Source organism: Mycobacterium sp. 1245852.3 (assembly GCF_001669335.1).
Lineage (GTDB): Bacteria > Actinomycetota > Actinomycetes > Mycobacteriales > Mycobacteriaceae > Mycobacterium > Mycobacterium europaeum_A.
This window is the reverse complement of record NZ_LZLL01000024.1, coordinates 1-16,204: the sequence shown is the minus strand read 5'-3', so window position 1 is coordinate 16,204 and position 16,204 is coordinate 1. Positions and strand designations below refer to the sequence as shown.

Genomic DNA, 16,204 nt, shown 5'->3' with positions numbered 1-16,204 from the left:
GACACCCAATGGAAACCACCCCCACACCTCGACACCGGCCAACCCCGCACCAACACCTTCCACCACCCCGAAAAACTCCTGCGCGACGGAGACGACGGTGAGCCGTAGCACACGAAACTCGTTGTGCAAGTGCAGGGTGCGGTGGAGCCTTTCCGAGGTGCGCTGACCGGCAGTGCTACGACTCGCAAGCAATACCGTCGTTGTCGCGGTCCAGCTTCTGCTGGTAAGCGGGATCGCCCCTGGGGATGTTGTACCGGCCATCTTTGCGGGCTTCGCTGCAGTTCCTGTAGGGCGGACCTGCCTGTGCAGGGGGCGCGATGGTCGCGCCGATGCCGACAAACATGGCGGTTGCGGCCATTCCCGCCATAACCAGACGAGTCATCATTGGTAGCTCAATCCTCCTGTGTGCGGATGGATTTTATCGTGAGCACTACATTTCGGAGGCGAATTGAAGCATGATCTGGACCGGCGCCCGAGGTCGGGCGCTAGCTCAGTCGAACACCTTCGGCGAGTGCCTCGTCGAGCAGGTCTCCGATGCGGTACCGCTGCCACAGCAACAGCAGGTTCGACAGCATCTGCAGGGGCGCCCGCACGCTCTCGTCGGCCCTGATCCGCGGGTCCGTGCGGCTGCTCGGCGCGGCGTCGAATCGCCTGCGCAGCAACGCCGGAACGTCCAACAGCCAGGCCACACCCATCACCGCCGCATACAGCAGCGTGTGCCGGCGCAACCTGTCCGGCTCCAGGTGTGGACCGCCACAGCGTTGAAACTCCGCGACAAATAGTTCCAATAAGTCGTCGAGATGGGTGTCCCACATGTCGTTTTCGGCGCCGGACATGGCTCCCCACAACGCCATGCCGAGGTTCATCTGGCTGACGCATCCCCAGTCCATCAATCCACAGCGCAGCGTGCCGTCGACGTCTCGCCAAAACCACGCGTTGTCGATGTTGGCGTTCCAGTGGCAAAGTGCAACGTAGTCGGCGTCGGCGGCCAGGTGATCGGCGACAATGTTTTCATACTGCGCCAATCGGGGCGCCTCATCGGCCATGCGCGCCAGGAATTCCGGTGAGCCGGTGCCGGCGGGCACCAGCCCGGGATGGGTACGGATGAACTCGGCCAGCCGGTCGATCCGCCGTTCCAGTTTGCCCGCCGGTAGCGGCACCCGCTCCCCCACCGTCGCGGCCTGCACATCCAGCGGAAAGTGCGCGGTCTGGTCCGCGGGCAGCCGGCCGGACCGGTGCGTGCCGGCAAGCCGCGCCAGCGCGGTCAGCAGCGCACGGTAATGCTCCAGCGGATTAAGCATCTCGTAGTCGAGGCACTTGTGGTATTGCGGCTCGATCCCGTTAGTGCCGAAGCGGATTCGTTCGGTGATCAATATCCCGGTACCGGTCGGACCGTGGTAGTCCGCGAACTGCGGGCTGGGCACCGCGATGGGGAATCCGGGCGCTCGCGCCAAGGAGGCGAACCGAACCTCGGCCTGCATCTGGGTCTTTCCGCGGTCGCGCACCGGGTCGTGGAAATCGCGGGAAAACTTAACGAACAGGTCGGTGTGCAGACCCGCTGCGGGCCTTTCATATTCGACCGACAGCACCGCCTTGCGTCCGGTGCTGCCACCGCTGATCTCGCGGAAGTCGCCGATCCGGGCCACGCCGTTGCCATCCAGCACACCGGAAGCCCGAAACGCCTCGGTCAAAAACCCCGCCCCGCCGCTGCGCAACGACGCGGGGTCGGCCGGGAACGGCAATCCGTGGTGATCACCGATCACCCAGTCCGAAGCCACGCCGCTACCAGGTCTGTTCGGCTGAGCGCACCAACATGTGATTGACCGCCACCCGGCGGTCTCGCGTCACCATGAACAACACGGCATCAGCGATGTCCTCGGGCCGCAGCATGACCATGCCGGCCGTCTGCCGTTCGAACGCCTCCCGCGACGATTCGGCCAGGTGACTGAAGATCTCGGTGTCCACGGTTCCGGGACCCACCACTCCGACCCGGACCCGCTTACCCAGCACCTCTTGGCGAAGGCCCTCGCTGAAGGCGTTCACCCCGAATTTGGTCAGCGAATACACCGCGGTGTTCGGCCGCGCGACCCAGCCGGCGGTCGAACTGATGGTGACCAGATCGGCCACCCCGCGCGGTGCGTCGGCGGCCGCCTCGATCAGGTGCGGAAGCGCCGCGCGCGTGGCGTAGAGGACGCCCTGCACGTTGACCGACACCATCTGGTCCCAATCACGCAGCGACGCCTCGGTCGCGGGCGCCGACTGCATCAGGCCCGCGTTGTTCACCAGGATGTCAAGGCGTCCCAGCTCCGCGACGGTGCGCCGCACCGCGGACGCCACCTGTTCGGCATCGGTGACGTCGGCCGCCACGACCAGCGCTGTCCCACCGACGGATTCGATCTCGGCCTTCAGCTCCTCCAGCCGGTCGGCCCGGCGCGCCAGCAAGGCGACCGCCGCGCCCTGCGCTGCCAGCGCTCGGGCCGTCGCCGCGCCGATGCCGCTGCTGGCGCCGGTGACCAGGGCCGCTGCGCGCGCCAGTGTCGTCATGTTCCGCCCGTCGGTTGCGTGCCGAGTATCTCGTGTAAAACGTAGTCGGTGTCCTCGCCGAGGTCCGGCGCGCCGCGCGCGATCCGCGCGGGGGAACGCGCCATCCGCCAGGACGGCCCGAGCACCGGCCGCTGACCTTCGCGGTGATCCGTGACGAACCGGTACAGCTCTCGGTCCCACAACCGTTGATCCCCAATCACATCCACCGAAGTGGCGCTCTTGGCGGCCGGCACCCCGGCGGCGCGCAGGTGCTGCGCGAGCCGCTCCGCGTCCTGGTCTCGGGTGAGCCGGGCGAGGTCCGCGTCGAGCGCCCGGGCGTGCCGGTGTCGCGAATCGCCCGTCGCGTAGCGGGGATCGTCGGCCAGCGTCGCGGCGTCGAGCGCCTCGCACAACCGGAGCCATTCGGCGTCGGTCGCGACCGCCACCGTGACCCAGGCGCCGTCGGCACACGGGTAGCAGCCGTGCGGGCACATGTCGGGATGGTTGTTGCCGGCCGGACCCAGCTGCCGGCCGGTCAGCGACTGCTCCAACAGGCAGTCACCGATCATCGAGGAGAGCGTCTCCACGGCCGACACATCGACGAATTGCCCTGCGCCGCTGAACTCGCGATGCAGCAATGCCACCACGGCGGCATAGGCCGCGGCGGCCCCGACCGTCGAATCGCCGTAGCGCATGCTGGTCCCCAGCGGCGGGCCGCCGGGGTAGCCGACCAGCGCTGCCGGTCCGGCCAGCGCGGCAAAGCATGGCGCATAACCGGTTTGGTGGCCCAGCGGCCCGTCGTTGCCCCACATCTTGATCGACACCGAGATGATGTCGGGCTTGATCTCGGTGAGCTGTCGGTACCCCAGGCCTTGGCGTTCCATGGCGCCGGGGCGCAGGTTGTTGAGGACGATATCGCTGCGGGCGATCAGCTCCCGCAGCCGTGCCATCCCGTCGGCCGATTTGATATCGAGGTCAACGCTGAGGATCTCGGGGTTGATGCTCAAGAAGTAGGGCGCATGGTTGATGTCCGTGCCGCCGTAGGCACGCATCTCCTCGGGGCTGTCGGCCGTCTCGATCTTGATGACTTCGGCGCCTAGCATCGCCAGCAGCTTTCCGGCGTACGGGCCGGCCCACACCTTGGTGAGCTCGACGACGCGCACCCCTTCCAGCGGCCCACCCCGCGGGTTCTTGGGTGGCTTGAGTTGGGCCGGCCTGACCGCCGGCCGGGTGCGCGGAGCGTCGATGCTGTCCATGACCGCGCGGGTGTGTTCGCCGAGCCGCGGTGCGGCGCCGGTGATCCGGGCGGGCGATGCGCTGAACGCATACGGCACCGTGGGATACGCCGCGTCACCCAGCACCGGATGGCGGACCCGCTGGAAGAAACCGCGATGGCGGTACTGCGGCGACTGGTGCAGGTCCGCGGCGCCGTTGACGGGCACCAGCGGCACACCGAGCCGCTGCGCCAGTTCCGAGGCCTCCTCCTTGGCGAGGCCGGCGACCCATGCGGCGAAGCCGCGCTGAAAAGCCGTGACCTTCTCGGCGGTGACGGAGAACTCCAGCCAGTCGTCCTCGAACCCGTCGAGCCAATCCGGTTGTCCCATCAGGCGTTTCACCCCGGCCCAGTGGGACCGGCTGGTCATGTACAAGTAGACGAAACCGTCGGTGCAGGCAAAGAACGAGGCCGGCCCCGCCTGATCGTAATCGCCGCGCTCACCGTCGGCCGGCACCTCGCCGGTGACGAGGCGGCCCAGGATGCAATCGGCGCGCGACACCAGCACGGCCTGCTCGGAGATGTCGATGAACTCGCCGTTCCCGGTGTGCAGACGTCCCCACAATGACGACGCGACGCACAGCGCCGCCTCCAGCCCCGCCTCGTAGTCGGCCAGGAAGCGGCCGGGACCCTGCAGCGGCGGCTTGGTCGGGTCGGGGTGGCTCGGCGTGTGATATCCCCAGCCGCTGGCGTGAAAGACATTGATGCTGCGAGCATTGTCGAACTCGGCGGCCACGCCTTCGCCGTACGGGGTGATGGAGCAGCAGACCACCGACGGGTGTTGTGCGGACCAGCCCGCGGTCCGGCCTTCGACTACCGCGTCGGCGGTGTCGATGAGCCGGTGCAGCCGCTCGATGTCGGCCGCCGAGCCGAGATCGAGAACGACCGAGCGTTTGTTGGTGTTGAGGTAGGCGAACAGGGCGCTGCCTTCGCAACCGTCGCCAACGACGGGCGCCATGGCGCGGGTCGCGCTGCCGCGCTTCGGCGCCTCGATCTTGATCACCTCGGCGCCGAAGTCGGCCAGCAGCTTTCCGCAATACTCGCCCGCGACGGATTCGGCTAACTCGACGATCCTGATACCCGTCAGCGCGGACATGTACGCCCCGCCAAATCGGTCAGGGCTTCGCGCGTCCCGAGCGGCTCAGGCGCCACTCCGGCGGGAAGTTGAGGTCGTTGTCCTTGACCACATTGTTCAGACCCTTTTCGAAGGTGCCCCCGGTCAGGTCGACCTCTTCCGCGTCGTTTTTGATCATCGGCAACATGCCCTCGACCATGCCGGTCAGCAGGCTGCCGAAGTACTCGCCCTTGTGCTGCTTGTAGAGCTCGAGGAACGTCTTCTGCACCGCGACGGTGTCGGTCGGACGCGACTTCGAGCATGCCAGCGCGTACTTCTCCGTCTCGGCCTCCAGCTGGTCGCGGGGCACCACACTGTTGACGAATCCGCAGTCGTACATCTCCTTCGCGCTGAACGGCCGTCCGGTGAACAGCATTTCGGAGAACTTGCGCAGGCCCATCGTCTCGGCCCACCACCACAGCCGCGGTCCCCAACCGACGTAACGGAAGGCGGGGTGCCCGAACAGCGCGTCGTCGGACGAGATCACCAGGTCTGCGTCGCCGGCCTGATAGAAGTGCCATCCGTAGCAGTAGCCCTTGGCCTCGATGATGCTGATCTTGCGAAGCTCCTGCAGCGGGCGGTTTCCGGCGCGGGCCTTGGCGTAGAAGTCGGTGACGGTGGACAGGTACCGGTACGAGCCGCCCGGCGGGTACTTGACGTCGTCGTCGTTGATCGCCAACTCGTGGTGCAGCGGCAGGCCCGGGTTCTCCAGCATCGGGCGCTGCTCGGGTAGGTCGCCGCCGCTGCCGAAGTCCTGGCCCTCGCCGCGGATCACGACCACCTTGACGTCGTCGTCCACGTTGCACTTGTGGATCAGGTCCGCGTAGTTCTGCCGCATGCCCAGCGTGGTCGAGTTGAGCTCTTCCGGGCGGTTGAACGTGATGTAGGCGATCCGGTTCTTCTTGTCCTTCTCGAACTTGATGTACTGCTCGGCTTCCTTCTTCAGCTTTTCGTAGTCGTATTCAGGCATGGGCTTCTTCTTTCACTGGGGGTTAGCGCCTATTTGAGCAAGCTGCCCGCGTCGACGGGAAGCGAAACGCCGGTGACATAACGAGATTCGTCAGAGGCGAGGAACAGGACAGCGTTGCTGATGTCGATGGCATCCACCCAAGGCACCGGCAGTGTGTGCATCATCTGCGAGATCGGGACGAAGTCGTCGGGTCCGGGATTTTCCAGATCGGGACGAAAGAGCCGATAGGTGTTGTCGTTCATCACCATCGTGGTGCTGACCTGGGTGGGCAGCACGGAGTTGACCCGGATCAGGTGCGGGCCCAACTCGACGGCGAAGGCTCGCATCAGGCCGATGACGCCGTGCTTGGCGGCGATGTAGTGACCGGTGTTCGGGTAGGCCTTGCGGCCGCCCACCGAACTGGTGAGCACGATGGACCCGCCGCGTCCGCCCGAAAGGATGTGTGGCACACCGGCTTTGACCGTGTGCCAGACACCGCTGAGGTTGATGTCGATCATGTCCTGCCACACATCCTCGCGGATCTTGTGCAGCTTTCTGCCGTCGGTCCCGACGCCGGCATTGGCGACGATGATGTCGAGGCGACCGAGCTGTTCCACCCCGCCGTCCACCGCGCCCTTCAGCGCGTCGTAGTCGCGGACGTCCACCTGGGCGGTGACGATGCGCCGGTCGAGGTTTTTGACCAGATCCGCGGTCTCGGCGAGGTCTTCCGGTGTCGAGTGGGGATAAGCCAGGTGCTCGATCGGCCCGCAGACGTCGACCGCGATGATGTCGGCGCCCTCCTGCGCCAGCCGCACGGCGTGGCTGCGGCCCTGTCCGCGGGCGGCACCGCTGACGAAAGCCACCTTGCCCTCGACCCGGCCGGTCATCACGGCACCAGCGCCGGCATACACTCCCAGCCCCGCACCGTGGAGGTTGGACTGAGGGTGGCACTGTTCAGGTCGACCTCCCATTCGGGGAATCGCTTCAGGATCTCCTCCAGGGCGATGCGGCCCTCCAGGCGGGCCAGCGCCGAGCCCAGGCAGAAGTGCGTGCCCATGCTGAAGGTCAGATGCGGGCGGACCGCGCGGTGAATGTTGAATTCGGATGCGTCGGGCCCGAATTGGGCCTCGTCGCGGCAGGCCGACCCGATGAGCATCATCATCACGCTGCCTTCGGGCACCGTCTCGTCGTGCACCACGACGTCGCGGGTGACATACCGCGACACGTGTGGGGCGGGCGGCTCGTAGCGCAGCAACTCCTCGATGGCCTGCGGGATGAGAGTGGGATTGACCACGAGATCGCGACGCTGGTCGGGGTGTTCGGCGAGAACCTTTCCGGACCAACCGATCAGCCGTGTCGTCGTCTCGTTGCCGGCACCGGCCACGACGTTGAGGTAGACCAGGATCTCCTCGCGGGACAGCCGGCGGGTGGTACCGGTCTCGTCGACGAATTCGACGTTGAGCAGTTCGGTCATGATGTCGTCGGACGGATGCTCGGCGCGCCAGTCGATGTAGGCCTCGAACTGCTCGCCCACGGACAGGCCATGCTGGGCGGCGTCCATCGGCTTGCCGGCCTCGGTGCGTAGCTGGGCGTTGCCGCGGTCGCGGATGTACTCCTGGTCGTCTTCGGGGATGCCGAGCAACATGCTGATCACCTTCATCGGCATCTGCGCACCCAAGTCAGTGACGAAGTCGAAGCGTCCGGATCCCACCAGCGGATCCAGCAGTTGCGCGCAGAAGTCGCGGATCATCGGCTCGAGCGCGGCGATCCGGCGCGGGGTGAACATCCGCGACAGCAGCTTGCGGTGCACGTCGTGAATCGGCGGGTCTTCGAAGATCAACATGCCCGGCGGGATCTCGAGGTTCGCCTTGATCAGCTCGAGGATGGCGCCCCGCGCGGAGCTGTACGTCTCATGGTCAACGAGCGCCTTGCTGACATCCGCGTAACGGCTCACCGCGTAAAAGTCGTATTCGGCGTTGAAATAAAGCGGAGCCTCTTCGCGCAATCGCGCGAACATCGGATACGGGTCGGCAATCAGCCCGACATCGTATGGATCGAACCGAACACTGCTGTCGGTGCTCGCCGTCACGAAAACCCTCCTACCGCTGCACTTTTCGGTACCCGCATTACCTGCACCAGGGCTAGCGCTGCCAGCGTTGCAGCGCTGGATTCGGTCCGGGCAATTTATACACTCCGCTTAATTGCGTCGCTGTCACTGCTGCGCGAGCGCGGGAGAAAACGACGCATGAACGTGGGCTTACTCTATTGTCGTAGAGAACCATACAGCGGACGCCCTGGCAAGAGCCAGAGCCCGGTGCGCCGTGTCCGGTCGGCGCCCTCATCCCGACCCGGCCGCCCCGCGGCCCAACAGCCGCAGACCACCCGTCTGGGTGAGCCGCCCCTTGTCCGAACTCCTCAAAATCCCGGCGGCGATCGCCGAGAGGATCCCGTCGAGCTGTTCGGCGCTGTCGATGATCCGGTCGCCGTGGGCGAACCGCTGCAGCAGACCGTTGATGAACGTCAGGGTGACGTTGCTCAGATCCTCGACGACGGCTGGATCCAGGTCGGCGCCGTGCGGCATGAGCTGCACCAGGATTTCCCGGTGCAGCTTGGTGAACTCGTCGGTGGCCTGCTGCAGGATCGCGGCCAATGCGGGGTCGCGGGTGGCCTGCATGGTGAGCTCGTAACGGGCCCTGGTTCGGTACAGCTGCGGATCGCTGCCGGCCTGGATGACGACCTGCGACAACCGCGACGGTGCGCGATGTGCGGCGTCGGCATCGGAGCTGTCCGCGATCGCCTGCAGCTCGGCGAGGTCGAGCTCGGCGGAGCGCTCGGCCACCGCGCGCAGCAACGCCGATCGGGTGCGGAAATAAAACGAGGTCGTTCCGTCCGGCACTCCGGCCTTGCGGTCGACCTTCAAATGGCTCAATCCCTTGGCCCCGTCATCGGCCAACAGCTGAATTGCCGCGTCGCACAGGTCGCGGCGGCGCTCGGCGGGATTGGGTTTTCGTCGTCTGTCCATGAGCTTGAATCGCGACCATACTCTATATTTATAGTGTCAGTAAAGGGCACATTCTCCACCGCGCCAGGGTGTCGGATAAAGGCAGCTCATCCCCGACGACGGCGCCGACTCGGGGTGTCCGAATTCGACGTTCCACGCTGATACACACCAAAGAAATTGCGGTGCAAGGCTTCCCGTCGGACGGAAAACCAATGGCCGGCGAGTAGAGTCAGTCCGGATGATTCACCGTCGTTTGCGCGTGCGCAATGCCGCCGCCTGGCTCGGGTCGCTCGGCCTGCTCGCCGCCGCGATGAGCGGCTGCCAGCACGCGCACCGGCCCGCACCGTCCAGCTCATCGACCACCGCGCCGCCGAGCACCATCGCGCCCCCGCCACCGCCACCCCCACCGGTGGTCAAGATCGCCCCATTGCCGGTGCGGCCGGTGACGAAGTCGCAGCCCACGACTCCCGCCGTCAAGTGCCCGGCCACCGATCCGAACGCCCCGACCAAGCCGACGGACACCCTGACCACCTGTGACATCGGGCGAACCACCGTCTACACGTTGGGCCCCGAGACCATGCAACTGGGCCTCGTGCACGTGGACCCGCCGAAATCGTTGACTGCGGACTATTACGAACTGACCCTTGTGCTGGATCCCCCGTCGACGGCCGCCTGGGCCGCATTCACCGGCGAGCATCTGCAAGACCACATGGCCTTCATCCGGGACAACATGGTGCTCGAGGCGCCGATCATCGAGCAACCGGCCACCTCGGGGCGGATCGTGCTGACCACCCAAACGGCCCAGGGCGCTGCGCAATTGGCGCAACTTGTGGGCCGCCCCGCATGACACCATCGGGGCGGGCGGACCGCCTCGGCATCGGCATGCTCAGCGTATTCGGGCTGCCACCAATCGAATTGGTGGGTCTTGCCGCGAAGCTGGGATGCCGCCACATCTCCGTCGCCGTGCAGGGGATGCCGCTGGTACCGCTGGGCTATCCCCGTTTCTCGTTGAAGGACGACGCCGCGCTGCGCGGCGACCTGCTCGCGGCGCTGCGCGATCGGGGCGTGAGCATCTCGCTGGGCGATGGGTTTCTGGTGGTGCCCGGCGCCGACGTCAGCGCCCTGCGCGGTGATCTCGACGTGGTGGCCGAGCTCGGTGTCCCCAGGATCAATGTGGTCAGCGTGGACCCCGACCTTGCCCGGACCCTTGACCAGTTCGCCGCACTGACCGAGCTTGCGGCGCAGCGCAATATCGAGACGGTCGTCGAACCGGTGCCCGGCCTGACGATCGGCGACCTGAGCGCCGCCCTGGCCGCCGCGGAACACGTCGCACGCCGCGAATTCCGCTTGTTGATCGACACCATGCACTTGGTGCGGTCGGGCTCCGGCGCCGCCGAACTGGCCGCCATCGATGCCGATCGCATCGGCTACGCCCAACTCAACGACACGACGCTGCGGCCGCGCATCGACAACTACCTGGAGGAGGCCATGTTCGAGCGCATGGTTCCCGGTGAGGGCGAACTTCCGCTGCACGACCTGCTTGCCGCGCTTCCCGCCGATACGGTGGTCGAAATCGAAGTGCCGCGGCGATCGTTGGCGTTGGCGGGGGTGAGCCCGCTGGACCGCCTACGTCCGTGCGTCGAGGCCGCACGCCGCTTGCTGTCGGAGGTTCAGGCCGGGTAACGCAGCGGTAGCCCCGAGTTTCCGGTTAGGGTCAGCGGATGGGGCAGGTAACGGAGCGCTGGCGTGCGGCTCGGGTGGCATCGGCGTTGTACAACACGGCCGCAATGCATGACAGCGTCGCTGCGGTGGGCGCAAAAGCGTTGTGGGGGTTGGCGTTACATGACCTGCTGGAAGAGGTTCGGCGCGTCGGTGAAGCTCCCGCCGGCGCCCGTGTGCTGGACGTCCCGTGCGGTGGCGGATTTGCCTTTCGCGGCCTGCGCCCCGGGCAGGATTGCCGCTACGTGGCCGCCGACATTTCCTCGGACATGCTCGGGCGGGCACGCGGTCGGGCAACTCAGCTGGGCGTGGCCGACCTGATGGAGTTCACCGATGCCGATATCACGGATCTGCCCTTCCCGGACAACACCTTCGACCTGGCCTTGACGTTCAACGGTCTGCACTGTCTTCCCGACCCACGAGCGGCGGTCGTCGAACTCGCCCGCGTGCTGAAGCCGGGTGGGATTCTTCGCGGGAGCACCTGTGTACGCGGTCGCGGTTGGCGCCAGGATCGTTTTGTGACCGCGCTGCGGGCGGCGGGCTTTTTCGGCGATACGCCCCGGGCCGGTGACGTGCAACGCTGGCTGGCGGACGCGGGACTCGAAGTCTTGGCGGCACGGCACAGCGGTGCGGTCGAGCTGTTCGAGGCCCAAAGACCCAGCGGGTGATCGCTAGCGAACGTTACGGTCAGCGTCCTCAGAGTTGCAGGTCGTACACCGAGATGGGGTCGAGGATCACGCCGGTTTCCTCGACGTAGCGATCCCACAGCGCCAGCAGCTCGGCCAGCTTGTCGGGCCGGGAGGCGGCCAGATCGTCGATCTCACCGGGATCGGCGGACAGATCGTAGAGCTGCCAGCCGCCCGGCCCGTACGGCGCGGGCAGGTACAGCGCCTTCCAGTCACCCTGGCGGATGGCGCGGCGGCCGAACAACTCCCAGCCGGTGCCGGTGTCGGCGTCGTGCACGGTCTCGGTGGCGCCCGTCAGGTAATCCACCAGTGACCGGCCGCGCATGGGGGCCACCGCGCGGCCGCGGTACGACGTGCCCGGGTGCGTGGTGCCGGCCAGCTCCAACAGGGTCGGCGCGATGTCCATGACCGTGCTGAACGCGGTGCCGATCTCCTGCTGGCGGGCGAAGCCGGGCCAGGTGACGAAGCCGGTCACGCGGATCCCGCCCTGGGTGGTGAACGCCTTATGCAGGCGTGACGGCGCGGTGGCGGCCTGCGCCCAGCGCGGGCCGTACCAGATGAACGACGTGGGCCGGCCCAGGTTCTCCAGGCTGTTGTCGCAATGCTTTTCGATCTGCGCGGCGATTTGGGGTCCGCGCAGTGGCATCGCCTCCACGATCGCGCCCTCGGCGCCGTTGTCGGACAGGAAGATGACGACGGTGTTGTCGAGTTCGCCGCTGGCCGTGAGGTAGTCGATGACCCGGCCGACGTTGTGGTCCATCCGGTCGACCATCCCGGCGTAGACCTCCATGCTGCGCGCCGAGCGCGCGCGCTGCTCGTCGGTCATGTCGGCCCACTCGGGCGCGCCGTCGGCCACCACCGGGTGTGCGACGACGTCGGGCGCACAGAGGCCGAGCCGCTTGAGTGCGGCCAGCCGCTCCTCGCGCAGCGCGTCCGGCCCGGCGTCGTAGCGACCCCGATATTTCGCGATGGATTCGTCGGGCGCCTGCAGCGGCCAGTGCGGAGCCTGGAACGGCAGATAGGCGAAGAACGGCCGGTCGTCGTCTGCGTCGCGCTCATCCAGATACCGCAACAGCGTGTCGGTGTAGGCGTCCGACGAATAAAAGTCGTCGCCGACGGTGACGAACCGGTCGTCTTCGGTGTAAAGCGTTGGCACGGGCGAGAATCCGCGCGCTCCCGCTCCGCCGTAGTGACTGGCGCCGGCCGGCAGCAGGGCGAACGAGCGCTCGAAGCCGCGCGCCCACGGCGAGGTCTCGATGGTGGCGCCGAGGTGCCATTTGCCCGACATCAGCGTCAGATATCCCGCGTCGCGCAACAGTTCGGGCAGGGCGACGACCCGGTGGTTCAGGTAGCCCTCGTACCCGGGTGCGCCGCGGAAGTCCGGGGAAGCGACCTCGAGCATCGTGCCGATGCCGGCGATGTGGTGGTCGGTCCCGGTCAACAGCATGGCCCGGGTCGGCGAGCAGGCCGGGGCCGAGTGGAAATCGGTGAGCCGGACACCGGCGTGGGCCAGCCGGTCGAGATTGGGCGTCTCGATTTCGCCGCCGAATGCGCCGAGATCGGAGAACCCGAGGTCGTCTGCAACGATGACGAGGAAGTTGGGGCGCGTCACGCTCAAGCATCCTGCCAGGTCGGTCGCCATGGCGGAATGATGCGCACCCGCTCGACGTCGATACTGTCGAAGCGGGCTCTATCCGCCCGCACTGCGAACAGCGAAGGGGCATGAAGATGTTGACGCAGTTTGGAATGTCCATCCCGCTGGTGGCGGCTCCGATGTCGGGTGGCCCGACCACCCCGGCGATGGTCTCGGCCGCCAACCGCGCCGGTGCCCTGGGCTTGCTCGCGGCCGGATACAAGACCGTCGAGGCCATCGAGGCCGAGATCAAAGCCGTTCGCGCCGAAGGAATCCCGTTCGGGGTCAACGTCTTCGCGCCCAATCCGGTGCCGGTCGATCCGCAGCGCTACCGCGCCTACGCGGCGATAGTGCAGGCCGACGCCGACCAGTTCGGGCTGACGCTGCCGCCCGAACCGATCGAGGACAACGACAAGTTCGACGAGAAGATCGCGCTGTTGCTCGACGACCCCGTTCCGATGGTGTCGTTCACTTTCGGCATACCGTCGCGCGACGTGATCGCCGCGCTGCGACGGGCGGGCAGCGTCGTGGTCCAGACGGTCACCACGGCCGACGAGGCGGCGCAGGCGCTAGACGCCGGCGTCGACATGCTCGCCGTGCAGGCCGCCGACGCCGGTGGGCACTCCGGCACCCTCTCGCCGCAGCGGCCGTTGACGCCGGTGCCGATCGTCGACCTGGTCCGGCAGGTCGTCGCGCGGGTGCCCCTGCCCGTGCTGGCCACCGGCGGCCTGGCCACCCCCGCCGCGGTGGCCGAGGTGATCCGCGCCGGCGCGACCGCGGCGGCGGTGGGCACCGTGCTGCTGCGCGCCACCGAGAGCGGCGCCTCGGCCACTCATCAGGCGGCCCTGATCGATCCCGCATACACCGAGACGGTGCTGACTCGGGCCTTCACCGGCCGGCCCGCCCGCGGCCTGCGCAACGCGTTCATCGAGGCCCATGAAGCCGAGGCGCCACCGGGCTACCCCGCCATCCATTACCTGACCAGCCCGCTGCGCAAGGCCGCCGCGGCCGCGGGCAAGCCGGACTACGTCCACCTCTGGGCGGGCACCGGATATCGGCACGCGACCGCGGAACCCGCCGCCGACATCCTGCGCCGGCTGGCCTCCGACCTGTGACCGATCAGTACTCGAAGCGGTTCAGCACGTCGTAGTGGCGGCCGGCGGTCAGCCACGTCACCCGGTAGATCAACCGCACCGCGGCCGAAGGGATTCGCTGGTAATCGGCCAGCACGGGTGTCTGCTCGAGGAAGCGCAGCCGCGGATTCCATGTCGCGATCTCGCGCGCGTCACGGATGCCCCATTTGATGATTCCCCGGGTGAAGATCCTCGACATCAGCGGCGCCAGGGCAGACAGCGTGTCGAAATGCATTTCGCCGCCGGCGAATCGGTCGATCAGCCGCTGCAGTAGCCGCCGGACGTCGTCCTCGGGCAGGTACATCAGCAGGCCCTCGGCAACAATCAGCGTCGGACGGCCGGTCGGGACCTGATCGAGCCACTGCAGTTCGGTCACCGACGAGCCGATCATCCGGTAGCCCTCGGTATCGTCGTAAAGCCTGCTGCGCAGCCCGATCACGCTCGGCTGATCGACGTCGAACCAGGTCACCGACGGCGGCACACCGAGGCGAAACGCGCGCCCGTCCAAACCACAGCCCAGGTGCAGGACGACCGCGTCCGGATGGCGGGCGAGGAAGTCGGCGCACCAGTTGTCGAGCTGCTTGGCCCGCAGCGCGACGAGGTACTGATTGGCCGCCGGCCACGACATCCGATGGATTCGTTTGAAGTCGTAGTCGATGCGGTCCACGGCTTCGGCGGCCGCCTTGTCCCCCAGAATCGGCCGCTCCGAACGGCTTTCGTGGGCACGCAGGTAGAGCGTGACGAGATTCGTCCACTCCACCGAACCCCAGGACACGGAACTGAAGTCGACTTTGTCCGTCGCGGTCATGGTCGTTTCCTTTTCGCCCGGTATTCGGTCCACATGCGCATGAGTTGCTCGCCGTAGGCCTGGGTGCAGAACTCACAGAAATCGCGGAAATCCTCGACGCGCTGCCGCTGTTCGGCGCGGTCCTCGCCCAGCATCGACAGCGCGTACTCGGCGGGTTCGATGCCCAACCGCATCAGCGACAGCTGAGTCGCCAGGACACTGGTGAAGCCGCCCGGCCTGACGCGGTAGACGTGCTGACGGTTCGGGCTGGGCAACCGCTCCGCCATGCCGCCATCCAGCAGCTGCCGGGCGACGGTGCTGATCGACGCCTTGCTCACCGATAACGCCTCGGTCAGCTGGGTCAACGACTGCTGCGGCGGATCGCAGATCAACAGCCACCCGTACACCCGGCCCATGGTCCGGGTGGCGCCGAGGAGTTCGAAGAAGAGCCCGAGGCGGTCGACGAACTCGGCCTCGTCCGGCGCCATCAAAACTCCCAACTGCGTTCAGTACGTACTAAACGTAGCTTATGCGGCGTCGGGTGGGCCAGTGCGAGGTCAACTGGCCGCCCCCTGGGCCGCGGCGGCCCGCATGCCCAGCACGCTGCCGATCGCGACCGGTGGCGATGCCGATTAAGGTCCCGGCACCTCGTTACGATCGAAGTTACGAAAGCGATACGGGCGATGGCTCGCTTGTGCGCGATACCCACGCAACGGGCGATTTTCGGCTTTTGCGCATTGTGCTCGGGCGCCCGCGCGGACCGGTCAGAACGCTTCGGGATCCCGTTGCACCGCGGCCGGCACCGGGTGTCGGTACAACCGAGAGGCGTTCTCCCAGCTGAACTTTCGGATGACGTCGGGTGGCAGATCACCGATTTGTTCGTGAATGGTCTGCTGGGTGTGCGGCCAGGTCGAGTCGCAATGCGGGTAGTCGGCCTCCAGCATGATGTTGTCGACGCCGATCCGGTCGCGCTGCACGAACGAGGACTTGTCCTCGACCGCACAGAACCAGAAGTTGCGGGTCAGCACCTCGGCGGGGGTCAGGGTCTCGCCGAGCGCCTGCCAGGTGCCGTACATGGCGTGATAGCTGAGCATGTGGTCGAGGCGGTCGAGCAGCCCCGCCACCCAGCCGATGCCGCCCTCGGACAGGCAGATCTTGAGGTCGGGGAACCGGCTGGGCAGCCCGGAGTACAGCCAGTCGACCGCCGCGGAGATGGCGTAGGCGAAGAACAGCACGCCCTGCACGTCCGGCGGCGCATCGGCGGTGGTGGACGGTGACGACCCCGACGACCCGATGTGCAGATTCACCACGGTGCCGGTCTCGGCGCAGGCCGCCATCAGCGGATCCCAGTGGTCGGTGTGGATGCTGGGCAGCCCCAGCATCGCC

Annotated in this window: 17 protein-coding genes; 5 read left to right on the top strand and 12 right to left on the bottom strand. The window is 67.0% G+C overall.

What is annotated here, in order from left to right:
• A partial coding sequence (locus A9W96_RS33185; protein WP_369830808.1) for a hypothetical protein occupies window positions 1-108 on the top strand: 108 nt, incomplete at its 5' end.
• 67 nt (window positions 109-175) lie between these two features.
• On the opposite strand, the gene A9W96_RS00990 is transcribed toward A9W96_RS33185, so the two are convergent.
• The 8 genes from A9W96_RS00990 to A9W96_RS00955 form a co-directional block, all read right to left on the bottom strand.
• Window positions 176-358: an excalibur calcium-binding domain-containing protein gene (locus A9W96_RS00990; protein ID WP_066866538.1), complete on the bottom strand. Its 183-nt coding sequence runs from the start codon at window positions 356-358 to the stop codon at window positions 176-178.
• A gap of 127 nt (window positions 359-485) precedes the next feature.
• Window positions 486-1,763: a hypothetical protein gene (locus A9W96_RS00985; RefSeq protein ID WP_082971989.1), complete on the bottom strand. Its 1,278-nt coding sequence runs from the start codon at window positions 1,761-1,763 to the stop codon at window positions 486-488.
• Window positions 1,764-1,782: 19 nt separating this feature from the next.
• Window positions 1,783-2,544, bottom strand: coding sequence for an SDR family NAD(P)-dependent oxidoreductase (locus A9W96_RS00980; RefSeq protein WP_067137424.1), 762 nt, complete (start codon window positions 2,542-2,544; stop codon window positions 1,783-1,785).
• Entirely contained in the window at window positions 2,541-4,892 is a 2,352-nt protein-coding gene (locus A9W96_RS00975) for a CaiB/BaiF CoA-transferase family protein (RefSeq protein WP_067137422.1), read from the bottom strand. The genes A9W96_RS00980 and A9W96_RS00975 overlap by 4 nt, the downstream gene beginning before the upstream one ends.
• Before the next feature lie 19 nt (window positions 4,893-4,911).
• Window positions 4,912-5,880: an enoyl-CoA hydratase/isomerase family protein gene (locus A9W96_RS00970; protein WP_066866519.1), complete on the bottom strand. Its 969-nt coding sequence runs from the start codon at window positions 5,878-5,880 to the stop codon at window positions 4,912-4,914.
• Window positions 5,881-5,909: 29 nt separating this feature from the next.
• The gene (locus A9W96_RS00965) at window positions 5,910-6,746 is read right to left on the bottom strand and encodes a mycofactocin-coupled SDR family oxidoreductase (protein WP_067137430.1); all 837 of its coding nucleotides are present in this window, start codon (window positions 6,744-6,746) and stop codon (window positions 5,910-5,912) included.
• Window positions 6,746-7,948, bottom strand: a complete 1,203-nt coding sequence (locus A9W96_RS00960) for a cytochrome P450 (RefSeq protein WP_066866515.1) — start codon at window positions 7,946-7,948, stop codon at window positions 6,746-6,748. Before A9W96_RS00960 ends, A9W96_RS00965 begins: the two co-directional genes overlap by 1 nt.
• A gap of 249 nt (window positions 7,949-8,197) precedes the next feature.
• Window positions 8,198-8,881: a TetR/AcrR family transcriptional regulator gene (locus tag A9W96_RS00955; RefSeq protein WP_066866513.1), complete on the bottom strand. Its 684-nt coding sequence runs from the start codon at window positions 8,879-8,881 to the stop codon at window positions 8,198-8,200.
• A gap of 217 nt (window positions 8,882-9,098) precedes the next feature.
• On the opposite strand from A9W96_RS00955, the gene A9W96_RS00950 reads away from it, so the two are divergent.
• Genes A9W96_RS00950 through A9W96_RS00940 form a run of 3 tightly spaced genes read left to right on the top strand, consistent with a single transcriptional unit; the run spans window position 9,099 to window position 11,247 of the window.
• Window positions 9,099-9,707: a preprotein translocase subunit SecD gene (locus A9W96_RS00950; RefSeq protein WP_197497863.1), complete on the top strand. Its 609-nt coding sequence runs from the start codon at window positions 9,099-9,101 to the stop codon at window positions 9,705-9,707.
• The gene (locus tag A9W96_RS00945) at window positions 9,704-10,543 is read left to right on the top strand and encodes a sugar phosphate isomerase/epimerase (RefSeq protein ID WP_067137420.1); all 840 of its coding nucleotides are present in this window, start codon (window positions 9,704-9,706) and stop codon (window positions 10,541-10,543) included. The genes A9W96_RS00950 and A9W96_RS00945 overlap by 4 nt, the downstream gene beginning before the upstream one ends.
• 38 nt (window positions 10,544-10,581) lie before the next feature.
• A complete protein-coding gene (locus tag A9W96_RS00940) occupies window positions 10,582-11,247 on the top strand; it encodes a class I SAM-dependent methyltransferase (RefSeq protein ID WP_067137418.1) in 666 nt (221 codons plus the stop codon).
• 28 nt (window positions 11,248-11,275) lie between these two features.
• Here the strand turns inward: A9W96_RS00940 and A9W96_RS00935 are convergent, their stop codons facing one another.
• A complete protein-coding gene (locus A9W96_RS00935; RefSeq protein ID WP_067137428.1) occupies window positions 11,276-12,877 on the bottom strand; it encodes an arylsulfatase in 1,602 nt (533 codons plus the stop codon).
• Window positions 12,878-12,993: 116 nt separating this feature from the next.
• Between A9W96_RS00935 and A9W96_RS00930 the strand changes: the two genes are divergently transcribed.
• A complete protein-coding gene (locus tag A9W96_RS00930; RefSeq protein WP_197499358.1) occupies window positions 12,994-14,013 on the top strand; it encodes a nitronate monooxygenase family protein in 1,020 nt (339 codons plus the stop codon).
• Between the two features lie 4 nt (window positions 14,014-14,017).
• Here the strand turns inward: A9W96_RS00930 and A9W96_RS00925 are convergent, their stop codons facing one another.
• The 3 genes from A9W96_RS00925 to A9W96_RS00915 form a co-directional block, all read right to left on the bottom strand.
• Window positions 14,018-14,839, bottom strand: a complete 822-nt coding sequence (locus A9W96_RS00925) for a class I SAM-dependent methyltransferase (protein WP_067137414.1) — start codon at window positions 14,837-14,839, stop codon at window positions 14,018-14,020.
• Complete coding sequence (locus A9W96_RS00920; RefSeq protein ID WP_067137411.1) at window positions 14,836-15,306, bottom strand: GbsR/MarR family transcriptional regulator; 471 nt, start codon at window positions 15,304-15,306, stop codon at window positions 14,836-14,838. Before A9W96_RS00920 ends, A9W96_RS00925 begins: the two co-directional genes overlap by 4 nt.
• 276 nt (window positions 15,307-15,582) lie before the next feature.
• Window positions 15,583-16,204 (bottom strand): amidohydrolase family protein (locus A9W96_RS00915; protein ID WP_156765065.1); only part of this gene is annotated, 622 nt, incomplete at its 5' end.